Source organism: Polyangium mundeleinium (assembly GCF_028369105.1).
GTDB lineage: Bacteria > Myxococcota_A > Polyangia > Polyangiales > Polyangiaceae > Polyangium > Polyangium mundeleinium.
Map to the genome: position 1 here is coordinate 2,369,303 of NZ_JAQNDO010000001.1, position 13,186 is coordinate 2,382,488.

Consider the following 13,186-nt stretch of genomic DNA (forward strand, 5'->3'; position numbering starts at 1 on the left):
CATCGAGCCGGGCGTTGGGCTCGGTGCTCCTGCGGCGAAGGGCCACTGCGTCGAGGTGCAGGGTGGATCGTCAGCCGAGACGGATCTTCTTGCCCTTCAACTGGATGTCGTGGTTGTTCGAGCGCAACATGAGCTGCGATTTGGCCTCGATCTTGATGATGGTGGTGTAGACCTGAACGGAACTCTTGCCGTGCATGATTCCCACCCGGCTCGAGTCGAAGAACACCTTCTTGTCGTCGTCGGGCCCGGGGCTACCCAGATTGGTGCCTGCGGTGAATCGGCCGAGATGAAGCTTGTCCGCCGTGGCGTGGAGCCCGTATCCCGTCGAGCCTCCGCTGCCGCAGTATACCTGGCGCTTCCCGTGAAGCATTGCTTTTTCACCTGCGCCGAGCTGCACGTTCTTCGCTGCGACGGCGGTTACGCTCGCCTTCTTTGAGCAGAGGTCGACATTCTTCTTACCCTCGATGCCGACGTTCCCCAGTGCGGACCCCACGTCCACGTTTCCGAGCGCCTCGACGCTGGTGCCGGCGCCGGCCCATATACCGGCGAAGAGCAGCGCCTTCATTCCCGTGGTCGGGCCCAGGATATCGACTGAGAAAGAAGAAGAGAGCGTCGCTCCCATGGTCCCATGGGCGGTCACGTTCTCGCCGAGGACCTTGGCGCTGTTCTTCGCCATGATATTGACGTCTGACGTCTCCTCCTTTTTTTTCTTCAATTTGTCAACTTCGCCATTGGCGAAGTTGACAAATTGATATGCATCGATCCCGAGCTTCGCGACGCCGGTGATCCCCTCCCATAGCTCGCCTGCCTCCCTGTCCTTGGCGTACGTGCGAAATGCGCGGTACGTCGTGATGCCGGCGACGACGCCGAGGATGACCTTCTGCAGATTGTCGACGTACGCGATCCAATCGGTCTCGAACCCGCGATCACACGTCTCGCGTACGGCCCCCGCGACGGCCACTTCGTACGCTGGGTCCTCCATGTTCACCGCCTTGTCGGCGACGATCGATACCGTGCCCTTCGTCCCGACACGGATGGCCCTTCCCGCCGACACGACGACCGTCCCGAGATCGGCCTGAACGAGGTTCGTCACGTTTGCGTTGCCTGCGGCGCGAAGCACGACATCGCAGCTCCGCGATACGATGTAATTTTGATCCTGAGCGTCGTGCCAGGCGGAGCGGCTGGTTACCATGGAGTACCCGTGCGATTGCTTCGGTACTTTGGGATCGTGGCTCGGGATCGCCTCCTCGTCGCTCACGAAAGCAGTCGCTGGCCCTCCCAGCGAGAGAACCGTGGGAGCATGCTTCGTCACGTGAAAATGGACGTGGGTATCCGTGCGTCCGGTGATCCCTCTCTCGTGGATACGCGTCTTCTCCGGACCCGCCTCCCCCAAGCTCAACGTCGCATTGTCCGTCGGCACGTAAATCGTGTACCGATTCGGCCCGTCCGTCGGCGTCGCAGGGGCGTCTCCCGACAGATCCGTCTCGATGTTCCCGGTCAGCACCGGGTCCGTCAGCTTGATTGCCTTGTTCTTGACTCGAGGCGGCATCTTCGATCACCCCTGTCGATCTTCCATCTCGACCCGGATCCCCGAATGGGTCTGGATCACCGACTGCGTGGCGTTGCTCGACGTGGACGGGCTCAACGTGTGCGGGTTCGGCACCGAGCCCACGATGAGCGGACGATCCGGATCGCCATCCACGTGCGCGATCAGCACCTCGGCCCCCTTGTGCAGCGGGAAATGCGTCCCATACCCGGACCCGCTGTACGGCTGCGCCATTCGCATCCACCGCGATGCCTTCGTCCCCCGACGCCCGCTCGCGTCGAACGGAAGTCGCACCTTGTACCGCCCCTGATCATCAATCTGCGCCGTCTCGCCCTCCGTATCCGCGGCGATGTGCGCGTGAAGGACACCGTGAATGCTCGGCCACGGCGTCACCCGCTCCGGCCGGAATGGCACGTCGAGCGGAATCGCCTCGAAGCGCGCCACGTAGCGCGTCTTCGCCTTCGGTTGTTCCTCTTCGTTCGCGCGCACGGGATACCCGACACGATGTTCGATCGACGTCACGAGGTACATCCCGTCGTTCGCGTCGTCATGATGATCGAGGAGCTCGAAGGTGTGCCCCACGCGAAACCGTGCGCAATCTGTTCGCGCGGAGTACGTCCGCCGCTCCGCCAGGATCCGCTCTGCCCGCAGTTTCGCGATGGTCTTTCCCTCGCCCACCGTCTTGAAATGCTCGCCGTACGAGAACAGGCTCCCGAAGCCACGCTTCGTGTCGATGTCCACCTTGGCGGCGAGCGTGACGGCAGGCGTGCGGTAATTGTAATCGACCACGGCCAGGCGCGCCGGGATCCTGCGCTGCACGAGTCCCCAATCCCATATCGTCGGAAGCCCACCGGTCGACAGGTTGTTCCGCTCGCGGTAGCTCAGCTTCCTGGGGTCCTCGATGGGCGTGGCGTCGTCGTTCGCATCGGCAATGATGAGCTTCTCGCCCTCTTCGCCATGCTCGAACCAGTAAAAGAACCCCTCGTGCTCGAGCCATCGCTGCACGAAGTCCCAGTCGCTTTCCTCGTACTGGACGATATAGTCTCGTTTCGGGCTCTTGCCGCTCACGAGGATTTCGAAATCCTCTCCCTTCGCCAGACCATACTCGACCAGCACGGCCTCGACGAGCTCTGGCACGTTCACGTCCTGGAAGACTCTGTTGCTGGCCCCTAGCGTCAAGAGCCACACGGAGGGGACCAATCGAGCGATGTAGCGTGCCGCGACGCCCCGCGTAGCGTCGAGCATCTCGATTCGCTCGAGGATTCCGTGCACCACGTCGCCGTCCTTGGGGCCCATCGAGATGGCGCACGGCGTACGCAGAAGCGAGTCCAGCTCGTCGTCCGTGAGAGGCCCCTCGGGGCTCGCGATCAGCAAATCGAACTCAAACAGGCGCGAGAGTCGTTCCCTTCCGCAGACGCCGTGCAGCTCGATCGTTCGATCCTCGAGCCCCCCGGACACGAAGGAGAGCTCGACCCCCTCGAGTCGTTTGTCTTCCGTCATCTGGAGCCGTCCTTTTTCGACATCACATCGCCACGAGAACCTTCGTTTGCGAAGGCTTCACCTGGCTGCCCACTGGCGCGTTCGAGTTGGATCCATTCTGCGAGGTCGTCGAGAGGTGGTGCACCACCTTCTTCCCCTTCGCATACACCTTGGAGCTTCCCTTCTTGAACTTGACCGAGCTCTTGTGCGTATTCGAGACGAGTCCCTTGAGCACGCCCGGATCGTCGCCGCTCGAGTTCGGGATCTTCGACGAAAGGACCACGGTATCCTTGTTCTCGATGAGCACGACGTTGATGGTCTTGTCCGCGCTCGATACGCTGCCCATGTTCGGATACGGGACCGGCACGCCTGGTGCAGGCGGCGTCTTGCATGCGTCGGGGAACGCAAACGCTTGTCCCCCCTTCTTGCTGGAGCCGGGCATGTGCATGGTTCGCTCTCCTCGCTCAGCCGAGCAGCACTTTTTTGCCGTCCACCTTCGTCTCATCCTTCGAGACGAGCTGCGTCCGCCGCGCGCGGAGCAGGAATTGGCCGCGCACGAGCGTGCGAGCCCTGCCGATTTTCGTATCCGCGAGATCCGCTACCTCGCGGAATGCGTCCCGTGTCGTCTCCACGAGCTTCGTCGCCGAGAGCTCGTATTTCTCCACGCTCGTCGCGATCCGCTGCGCCGTCGTCACGATGTGCTGCGCCACCACCGTCGCCGCGCCCGTCACGAAATGGCTCGTCTTCGCTTCGAGCTCCGCCCGATCTGCTCGCAGCCTCGCACCGTTTGGCGCGACAGTCCACGTCGTGCCCCCGGACGACGTTTCCACGAGACGTGCCGCACGTTGCGTCAGATCCCGCGCCGCCTCGATCGTCACGTCCGTCCCCGCGCGCATCACGACACGCCCGGCAGGGGCCGAGAAGACGAGATCCCCCGCTGGCGCTGCGATTTCCGCCGCTCCATTTTCGTACCGCACGAGGAGCCGTCCCTCGACGTCCCGCAGTTCGATCGCGTCACCGCGTTGCTCCGCGAATGCGCCGTCCGAGGACCGCAATACCTTTCGCGCGATGACGCCCGAAGGCGCCGCCTCGTCGTCACCGTCGTGCCAAGCCTCTGCCGCGCTCTCTTTTGTCGTGCTCATGACTCCTCACGCACCTGCCTTGAAATCCTCGGCCCGGGCCCGCTCCGCGTCCGTGCCTTCGCTCCGCGTGGTGCTCGCACCTCGAAGGATCGCGCCGTCCAGCGCCGTCCGGTGCATCTTCGTGTTCTCCAGATCCGCGTCTGAAAAATCGCAGACCTCGGCACGCGCATGCGATAGGTCGCAAAACTTCATCTTCGCCCCGCGAAACGTCGTGCCGCGCAGATCCGACCGGACGAGCCGCGCCTCCGCGAGCCGTGCGCCGTCGACCTTCGCCTTGCGCATCGTCGCCTCCTCGATACACGCGTCCTCGAGGATGGCCTCGCGCAGGTCGGCCTCGTCGAGATTTGCGCCGCGCAGGTGCGCGCCCTTCGCGTGGATACGGAGCATCTTCGCGCCACGTAGATTCGCGCCAGCGAAACCAGCGTTCGTCGCAACGACCTCGGCGAGATTTGCTCGTTCCATGGTGGCCCCGTCGAACGTGGAATCCAAAAGAACGCAGCCGCGAAAATCGACACCATCACAATGCGACGCGTCGAGCAATGTGCGCACAAGATGCGCCCCTTGGATCCGCGCGCGCGAGAGGTCGACGCCCGTGAGCACCGCGCCCTCGATACGAGCGCCTGTGAGATCGGCAGCGTCGAGGGAGCACCCGTCCACCATGGCCTGCGTCAAATCGACGCCGGCGAGGACCGCGCCGTCGAGCCGCGTCCGTTCGAGCAAGGCTGCGGCGAGATTCGCACGCCGCAAATCGCACCCGCCCAGGTCGGCGTCTCCGAGGTCCGAGCGCTCGAGGTTCGTCCCGACGAGGGAGGCTCCGGCCAGCGAGGCCCCGCGCAAATCGCATTCCGACATGTCGAGTCCATCGAGTTTGGCGGGACCGAACTGCGCGCCTGCGAAGTGACCACCGGCGAGCGGCGTCGCGCCGAACGAGACCCCGGACAGATCCGTCCCCTGCCACGACACGCCGTCGAGGCGTGCCCTGTCGAGGTTCGCGCCTGCGAGCCTTGCGCCTGCGAGGTCCGCTCCTGAAAGAAGGGTGCCACGCAGATCGCTTTGCGAGAGGTCGGCGCTGCCGAGGTGTGCCCGAGCCAGATTGGCTTTGCCCAGCCGGGTGCCCGCCATCGAGGCCCCCGAAAGCCGGGCGCCTTCGAGATTCGCTCCTTCGAGCCATGCATTCTCGAGGCACGCACCTTCGAGGTTCGCGTCCGCGAGCACGGTGCTCCGCAAATCGAGCCCATCGAGCCGCGCGCCCGGGGCGTTCGCGCCCGTGAGATTCGCGGGCGACCCGTGGGCTCGGAAGTCGAGCGTGGGAATCGTTGCTCCCGGCAAATGCGCGCCGAGGAAGCTCGTGCCTCCCAGGGTTGCGTCGCTCAGGTCCACGTTCGCGAGGGACGCGCTCCGGAGATCCGCGAGGCTCAGATCGGCCCCAGCAACCACGGCGCCGTCGAGCTTTGCCCTTGTGAGGTTCACCCCCGCGAGCTTCGCGCCATTGAGCAGCGCGCTGGAGAGATTCGCACCTTCCGCGCCCGTGTTCTCGAAGGTCGCATCCGTCAGGACCGCGCCGGAGAGGTCTGCCCCGTCGCAGGTTGCCCCGGCGAAGTTTGCTTGCGAGAGCACTGCGCCCGAAAGGATGATGCCACGGAGCACATTCGGCATTCCACCTTCCGGCGTCGCCGCCACGAGGCCCGCTGCATTCGTTCCCAGCAGTTGCGCACCCGAGAAATCCACGTGAATGAGCCGTACCCCTGTGAAGATGCACCGCTCGAACCTGGCGCCCCGCGCGCTCGTGGCACGGAACTCGGCGCGGCTGAAGTCGAGGTTTTCTCCGGAGAATCCGTCGAGGCAAACGCCTTCGATGACCTCGCCTGCAAATGAGCCACCGGAGGAGGCACGGGCCTCGAACGCTTCGCGTGTTCGGATCATGCGCGCCTCCCGAGCTTGGTCTGCGTCACAATGGCAAAATCGAGATTGGCGCCGTCGAGCTTCGCCTTCCACGTCTCGGCGCCATGAAGGTTGCACTTGCGGAGGTCGGCGCCGGAGAGATCCGCGCGCTCGAGGATCGCTTCCATGAGGTTTGCTCCGAGAAACGCCGTCTTCTCCAGCTTCGCACGGCGCAGGTTCGCCTCCCTCAGGTCGGCGCCGGAAAAGCTCCCGCGTCGACACGACGCACGGGCGAAATTGGAGGACGACAGGTTCGCGCCAAGAAAAGACGTCTCGTCGAGCTTGGCGTTTTCCCACGTCGAGCCCGCGGCGTTCGTTTTGCGGAACTTCGCGCGTGATAGCTCGGCGCCGTCACAGCGCGCATCTTTCATGCGCGCCTCCTCGAACAAAACGGAGGCGCCGCGCGCGTCGTAAAGCGTCACGTCGGAGAGATCGGCGCCATTGAACACCGCATTCGATATCGATGCCCCCGTGAAGTCGGCCTTGGGAAGGAGGGCCCCGTCGAACCTGGCTCCATCCCACGTTCCCCCGGCAAAAAGGGCTCCTTCCCCGCGAATGCCATCGAGGCGCGCCCGCGCTCCGCGGGCATTCGACAGGTCCGCACCATCGACCTTCGCCCCTTTCAAGGTTGCGTTTTCGATGCACGCGTCCGTCAAATCGGCCGCCTGGAGCTCGGCGCCGTCGAGCACGGCGCCCGCGAGATCCGAGCCGGAGAGCAAGGCCTCCGTGAGGTTGGCCGCGACGAACCGGCAGCCGCGGAGCTTCGCGCCGCGCAGGTCGACTCCGACCAGGGACCGGTCGGAGAAATCGAGGCCCGACAGATCCGCACCTTCGAGTTCCATTCGATCGAAGGGCTCCTCCGACGCGAGCATGGCGATCACGCGGGCGCGCAGCGCGGGCTCGGGTTGAACCTGGTCATTCGCCGGCTCGGGGGCAAAGAGAGCGGCCATTTCGGCGACCTGCTCTTCGGTCGCGCCTGCCTTGCGCAATGCCTCCAGGACATGCGCAGGATCGGGCGGGGAAGCCGGCGGGGATGCGAGGCCCTCGATGCCTGCGGCGCGCATCTCCTGCGTGATCTTGGCACTCCGTCGTTCGGCCTCGGCAAGCAGCTCCGCGAGCTTGGCTTCCGCAGCGGCCTCGTCCGGATCCTTCTCGGGCGCGGGTGGGGCCTCGGTCCCCTCGGCCTCGCTCTCGGTCGGTTCTTCTTCTGCGTTCTCCTCGTTTTCGGCCCGCAGCGCCTCCAGGAAGGCCTCCCGCGCGTCGGGAAGGGCGGCGCTCGGATCGGCGAGGGACTCGGCAAAGGCAAAAAGCGCGGCGATCTCGGGCGCATCGTCGTCCTCGACCTCGAGCAACCCGCGCCATACGAGCTGGATCTTCATCGCCTCGACGTCGAAGTGGACCGTATCGAGCACGAGCCTCACCTCGCCGAATTGTCCACCAGCCTCCTCGGTGCGCTGATAAAAGCACCGCGCGCGCATCGCGGGGAGGGTTCCTTCGAGGCGCGGGTGATCTTTGCGCATTCCGCGAATATCAAAGGGTTCGTCCCCGGCGAGGTGGTCGAGCTGCTGGCCAGCAGGTGCAGCCTGAAAATACGCCCAGTCGAAGTCTTCCGGAAAGTAGGGCCACCGCCGCTGGAGCCAGCGCGCATCGTACGTACCGAGCTTCGACCAGCGTTGTTTCCAGAGCGCTGGAATCGGCCCGAGACCGGCAGGCCGGGGGCTATCCGAGGGGCCCTTGATCAAGCGCTCGGGATCCTCGATATGGGGGAGCCGGGCCATTCCATCCGGTCCCTCCGCTGCGCCATGTCCTGTGCCCAGCGGATTGTCGTCGAAGCCGGAACCGCCATAGGCGCGCTCCCAGCCGAGCGGAATGGAGTCGAAGCTGCGCGGGGCCGTCGGGGCCAGTGTGACGAGGCCCTTCTCCCAGTGCCTGTCGCCAAATACCGCGAGGCGGCGCGCAAATGCGTTTTTCCCTCGCCCGAAGCGGAAGGAGACTTCGCACGCGGTCCCCTTGCCGCCCGGCGCGTAGGCACGGCCTGCGAGCGTGACGTCCGCCTTGGGCTTGAAGATCGCGATATCGGACGCGTGGAGCAAGCCTTTCTGCGGATCATCGTCGTGGTGGATGTCTCCCGTGGGAAGATCGGGTTCGGGCAAGAGCTCCGCTGCGCCTCCCGGTACGATGGCGCAGGTCGCTTTGACGATGACCGTGATCGAGTCGCGCGGGGGACGAACTTGCCAGGGTGAGGTGACGACGGCGAGGCGAGCCTCCCCGAACGTGGGAATCGTATCGCCGGATCGACGCGGGATCTCCGGCGGCGGAGGGGGCGCATCCGGCGGCGGAGGCAGGGGAGGCGCCGTGATGAAGGGCAATACCGGGCCGCGGGATTGTTGGGCTTCCGCGGTGAGGTGGAGGGTGCCGCTCCATGGCTCCTCGTCCTCTGCGTCCACGATGCGCGGAGCTTGCGGGAGCGGCGGAGGAAGCGCGGCCGCGCCGCTGCCGGGGACGAACGGCAACGCCGGCTCTCGGGCCACGGGGAGGCCGCCTCGAGGAAGAATGTATGTGCCTGCCAAACGTTCTTCGTCGTCCGGCTCCGCCTGCCGGGGCGGCGCGACGAGCGGCTGCTTGGCGGGGGCCTCCACGATGGGGTTTGGCGGGGCCGCCGCGCTGGCGAAAGGTAGGCTCGCGCGCTTCACGGCGCTTGCCAGCGCGGTGAGATCCTGCGTTTCCCCAAGGTTCTCTTCCTCGGATTTCACGCGCTTCGGCGGCGCGGGCGGCGTCGGCAGGAGCGGCGGCGGGGTTGCGGCGATGCGCGGGTTCGGGGTGAAGGGCAGCGCGGGCCCCTTGGTGCTGCTGCCCTGGTCGAGCATGAGCGTCGCGGCAAAACGCTCCTCGTCGTCCTCTGCGGACGCGTCTGGCGTCTTTCTCGGGGGGGTTCGTGTGCTGGGCGAGCTCCGGACGAGGGTGCGGGTCTCCGCCAAATCCTCGTCGTCATCGCTGTCGGGCATGACGGCGGGGTGCGTCGTGGTCATCGTGGGCAGCCGATCGGGAAAATCGATCGGGGTGCCGTGTTGCTCGAGTCCGGCCGCCACCACGAGGGTCGGGAGCTCGGCGTCCGTGACGGCGACATTGGAGCGGAAGACGAGGGAGCAGACCTGTCGATCCGTATCGATGAGAAGCGTATCCGCGAAGAGATCGAGCGGTTGCCCGACGGATGCGCCTCGATAGACGCAAGCGCGCGCTCGGATGCCGGGAAGGCGCGTGCGGAGGATGGGCAAGACAGGATGCATGCCGCCGAGCTGAATGGATTCATCCCCGCGGAGGAAGGTGGTGCGCTGATCGGGGGGGGCGGCGTAGAAGTAATCGAACGAGACCTGCGGAGGGAGCTCGAGGCGAGCGCCGGAGGCATTGCGGGGATCGAGGCCCCGCAACCATTTCGAGCGGCAAGGCCACGTGGGCGCGAGGGGCCCAAAGCAAGCGGGGCGCGCGGGGTCGCGTGGATCGACGAGGTTGGGCGCGTGGCCACGCGCGGGGTCGAGACCGACGGGGTTGGTCTCGGGCTCCAGGACGGCGCGTTCGTACACGAGCGGCATTCGCTGGAAGGGCGCCGGATCCGTCGTGCGGCCGGTGCGGTCGATGCGTCGCTCGCCGTGAATGTCGATGGTCTTCTGGACGAGGACCTGACCCTCGCGGTGGAGCACGAGACGCGCTCCTGCAGAGGTCGCAGGTTTTCCAGGGGGTGCATAGGCGTGACCGACGACAAGCACCTCCGCGCCTGCACGATATGGGGCGAGGTCACTCGCGGCGGCAAGGCTGAAGCGCGGATCGCCCGCATGATGGATGTCATGGAGGACGAGCGCGTCGGGTGCGTGGGGGGTGACGACGCCCTCGCGGACCAGGGCGAACGTGGCCTTGACGAGGATCGTGAGACGCGCGTCGCTCGCTCCCTGCGAGCGCCACAACACGGCACCCGTGGAGACCGGTACCTTCCCAGCGCCCACGAGGCGTACGGGCCAAGGTCGATGATCGGTGGTCACGATGACAAGCCGTTATCAGCAGTCCGAGGCCTTTGTCATCTTTTGTGCAGAACCGGGCGTACGGGTGCTCCGGGGCACGTCGGAGCGTTCAGCCGTTGTTCTTTTTTCTCCGAAGGGTTCGCTGCCGAGCGGGTAAGAAGGGGTGGAGTCCTCGCTGCATTGACGCTGCCCACGACGCTTCTCGGCCTGAGCCTCTCGGCGATGCTCCCCACCCCGGTGAGCATGACGCCCCCGCAGCCGTGTACGCCGGCGCGGCTCGGGGCAAACGTGTCTGCCCAGCCTGAGGCCTGGCGACACGCGGTCGAGGCGTTGGTCGCGGCGACCGGCACATCGGGGCAGCCCTGGAGCTGTGTGGGCGGCGAGGTCGATCTGGTCGTCGGGGAGGGAACGGCCAAGGTCACGGTGGTCGACGCGGATGGGCATGCCGTCACGCGTGAGGTCGTCTCGCCAGACGAAGTCGGGCCGGTTGGTGAGGCGCTCCTCGCCAAGCCGCTTCCTCCGAGCCCCGAGAGCATGCCGCCTCCTCCCACGCCGGAGCAGGAGCAACGGCCGCCGCGTGTGCTTCTCGGCGGCCTCCTCGGACCCCGTTACGCGGGGCCGGCGCACCGGATCTGGGGCGGGGCGACCCTCATGGCCGCGGTGCCGTTCCAGTCGTGGGGGGGCGGGGTTTGGCTCCGCCTCGATGGTTTGTCGATGTCGCTCGTCGAGGGGCTGCCGCAGACGGGCGAGCTGTGCATTGGCGCCTCGGCCTTTCGCACGTTCACCATCGGATCCGTCGAGCTGCGGCCCGCGCTTCGGCCCTCCCTCGCGGTGGTGACGAGCGTGGTGCCGGAGGAGGATCTCGAAAGCGACAAGAAGTTCGACCAGGATACGCGTGTCAATTTCCGGATCGGCCTGGAGACCCAGGTCGTCGTCCCGCTCACCGACGCATTTCGCGCATTGATCGCCCTCGACGGCGAAATCTCACCAAGCGCGCGCGTGTGGTCGACGGGGCCTTTTCCGGGCTACACGATCGGCCTCGGGGTCGGGATCGAGATGGCGATTCGATGAGCACGCTCGCCACCAAGCGCCTCTCGAACGCCGCCGCGCTCAGCGATGCGGAGCTGCTCCTTGCAATCGCCGAGGGCGAGCTCGGGCCGCTGGGCATCCTCTTCGATCGTTACCACGAGCCCTTGCGCCAGTTTCTCCTGCGCGCCGCGCCCAATGTCGCGGATGTCGACGATCTCGTGCAGGAGACGTTCCTCACGGCGACACGCGCGGCCGCCTCGTTCGACGGGCGTGCCTCGGCATTGCCCTTTTTGATGGGCATTGCGACGCAGCTCCTCCGGCGGCGCAAGCGCACGTTCGCGCGGCTGCGCGCGCTTTACGATGCCTTTTGCGCAGCCCCGACGGCGTCGCGGCCAAGCCCGGAGGAGCGCGTGAACCAGGCCCAGGAGGAGGCGCTCCTGCAGGCCGCGATCGCGCGCCTCTCCGACGAGCGGCGGATCGTGCTGGTGATGGTCGAATACAACGGCATGTCCGGCCCGGAGGTCGCGCAGATCCTGGGCACGCCGGTCGGCACGGTCTGGCGGCGCCTGCACGAGGCGCGGGCCGAGCTTCGGCGAACGCTGCAAAGGGGGGAGCGATGACGTCTCCGGAGTGCCCGTGGATGAATCTCGTGGAGGCCCTCCGGGATGGGCGGCTCGGCCTGCAGGAGGGGGCGTCGATGGAGCGCCACCTCAAATCGTGCGCCGTATGCGCCGGTCTCGCGCGTGATCTCACGCGAATCGGGGATGCCGTGCGCGCGCCACGCGAGCGGGCGACGCAGCTTTCGCACCAGCGGGCGCGTGTCTCCCTCCTGGAACGAGCGACGGCGCTCCCGACCCCACGTGTCTCGTTCGAGAAGACGCGGTTCGTGCTCGCGGCGGCGACGCTGGGCATCGCGGTGGCGGGCGGCTTTTATGGCGGGCAATGGACCGCCGGGACCCACAGGGTCGCAATCGCGCTGCACATGAGCGCGCCGCCGCGCCTCGAAGGCGCGTTCGAGCCGCAGGTGCGCCCGTCGGACGACGCACGTTTCGCGCGCAATCGAAGCGCGGGCCTCGACGAGGTGATCCTCGAGGACGGCGCCCTCGACGTGGCGCGGAGCCGGCACGCGGCGGGGGAGCGGTTCGTCGTGCGCACGAAAGACGCGCAGATCGAGGTCCGCGCGACCTCCTTGCGGATCGAGGCCAAGGAAGGCCGGATCCGCAGCGTGGCCGTGGAGCAAGGGACGGCCGAGGTTCAGTATGCGGGATTCACGGCGGTGATTCCGGCAGGTGGATCCTGGCGGGCGACGGGCGACGCGGTCGTCGAGGCGGCCGACCAGGAAAAACCCGTAGCGAAACCCGCGCCGGAACCCACGTCGTCTGCGGTCGTCCCGAGTGCTCCGGTGAAAGGAAAAACGTCGGCGCGCACCGTGGCTGTGCGCGGCCATGGGGGGATGCCGGACCGCCCGTCGGACACCACGAACGAAAACGTCATGGAAGAGAGCTCCTGGGGGACGTCTCCTTCCACGCCCACCCTTGCGCCTCCGCCGCCTGCGCGTGTCCCTTCGGCCGCGTCGCGCGCGTTTGCCGACGCGATGGCTTCGCTTCGTCGCGGCAATTACGCCGACAGCGCCGACAGATTCGAGCTGTTCGTGTCGACGTACCCGGCGGATGCGCGGACCGACGAGGCGGATTATCTGCGAGCTGTCGCGCTTCAGCGCGCCGGTCGTTCTGCGGAGGCCGTCGCCGCCGCCAAGCGATACCTCGCGACGCGGCCCAGGGGCGCGCATCGCGTGGACGCGGAGCGCATGGCAGGAAACTAACGCGGGTCTCCTTCGAGAAGAGCTGTTTTTCGACGAAGGGTCGGGCGCGGAGCGGGCAAAGAGGGGCGTGGGGGGACGGACGAGCGACCCCCATGCCGAGCAAGCGCCCTGAAGGTCATTCACGCCGCGGTCGTGTCACGCATGACCGAACCAAAACCGACGCGCCGGAGGTTTCTGCGCGCCTCTTGGTTCGTGGCCCAAAAGGGCGGGCTCG

9 protein-coding genes are annotated in these 13,186 nt (G+C 66.5%); 3 read left to right on the forward strand and 6 right to left on the reverse strand.

The genetic code is table 11. From position 1 onward, the window contains the following. Nucleotides 1-70 precede the first annotated feature (70 nt). The 6 genes from POL67_RS09570 to POL67_RS09595 are packed head-to-tail and all read right to left on the reverse strand — an operon-like array spanning nucleotide 71 to nucleotide 10,070. On the reverse strand, nucleotides 71-1,549 hold the full coding sequence (locus POL67_RS09570) for a hypothetical protein (protein WP_271916915.1): 1,479 nt from the start codon (nucleotides 1,547-1,549) through the stop codon (nucleotides 71-73). Between the two features lie 6 nt (nucleotides 1,550-1,555). Next, nucleotides 1,556-3,046: a type VI secretion system Vgr family protein gene (locus tag POL67_RS09575; protein WP_271916916.1), complete on the reverse strand. Its 1,491-nt coding sequence runs from the start codon at nucleotides 3,044-3,046 to the stop codon at nucleotides 1,556-1,558. A gap of 22 nt (nucleotides 3,047-3,068) precedes the next feature. Next, the gene (locus tag POL67_RS09580; protein WP_271916917.1) at nucleotides 3,069-3,473 is read right to left on the reverse strand and encodes a DUF4150 domain-containing protein; all 405 of its coding nucleotides are present in this window, start codon (nucleotides 3,471-3,473) and stop codon (nucleotides 3,069-3,071) included. Between the two features lie 16 nt (nucleotides 3,474-3,489). Then, the gene (locus POL67_RS09585) at nucleotides 3,490-4,167 is read right to left on the reverse strand and encodes a DUF3540 domain-containing protein (protein WP_271916918.1); all 678 of its coding nucleotides are present in this window, start codon (nucleotides 4,165-4,167) and stop codon (nucleotides 3,490-3,492) included. A 6-nt stretch (nucleotides 4,168-4,173) separates the two neighbouring features. After that, nucleotides 4,174-6,090 carry a pentapeptide repeat-containing protein gene (locus POL67_RS09590; protein WP_271916920.1) on the reverse strand — a complete coding sequence of 639 codons (1,917 nt, stop codon included), beginning with the start codon at nucleotides 6,088-6,090 and terminating at the stop codon, nucleotides 4,174-4,176. Next, nucleotides 6,087-10,070 carry a DUF2169 family type VI secretion system accessory protein gene (locus POL67_RS09595; protein WP_271916921.1) on the reverse strand — a complete coding sequence of 1,328 codons (3,984 nt, stop codon included), beginning with the start codon at nucleotides 10,068-10,070 and terminating at the stop codon, nucleotides 6,087-6,089. Before POL67_RS09595 ends, POL67_RS09590 begins: the two co-directional genes overlap by 4 nt. A 231-nt stretch (nucleotides 10,071-10,301) precedes the next feature. On the opposite strand from POL67_RS09595, the gene POL67_RS09600 reads away from it, so the two are divergent. Genes POL67_RS09600 through POL67_RS09610 form a run of 3 tightly spaced genes read left to right on the forward strand, consistent with a single transcriptional unit; the run spans nucleotide 10,302 to nucleotide 12,972 of the window. Next, nucleotides 10,302-11,192, forward strand: a complete 891-nt coding sequence (locus POL67_RS09600) for a hypothetical protein (RefSeq protein ID WP_271916922.1) — start codon at nucleotides 10,302-10,304, stop codon at nucleotides 11,190-11,192. Next, nucleotides 11,189-11,770: an RNA polymerase sigma factor gene (locus POL67_RS09605; protein ID WP_271916923.1), complete on the forward strand. Its 582-nt coding sequence runs from the start codon at nucleotides 11,189-11,191 to the stop codon at nucleotides 11,768-11,770. The genes POL67_RS09600 and POL67_RS09605 overlap by 4 nt, the downstream gene beginning before the upstream one ends. Then, entirely contained in the window at nucleotides 11,767-12,972 is a 1,206-nt protein-coding gene (locus POL67_RS09610) for a FecR domain-containing protein (protein WP_271916924.1), read from the forward strand. The genes POL67_RS09605 and POL67_RS09610 overlap by 4 nt, the downstream gene beginning before the upstream one ends. The last annotated feature ends 214 nt before the right edge of the window (nucleotides 12,973-13,186 follow it).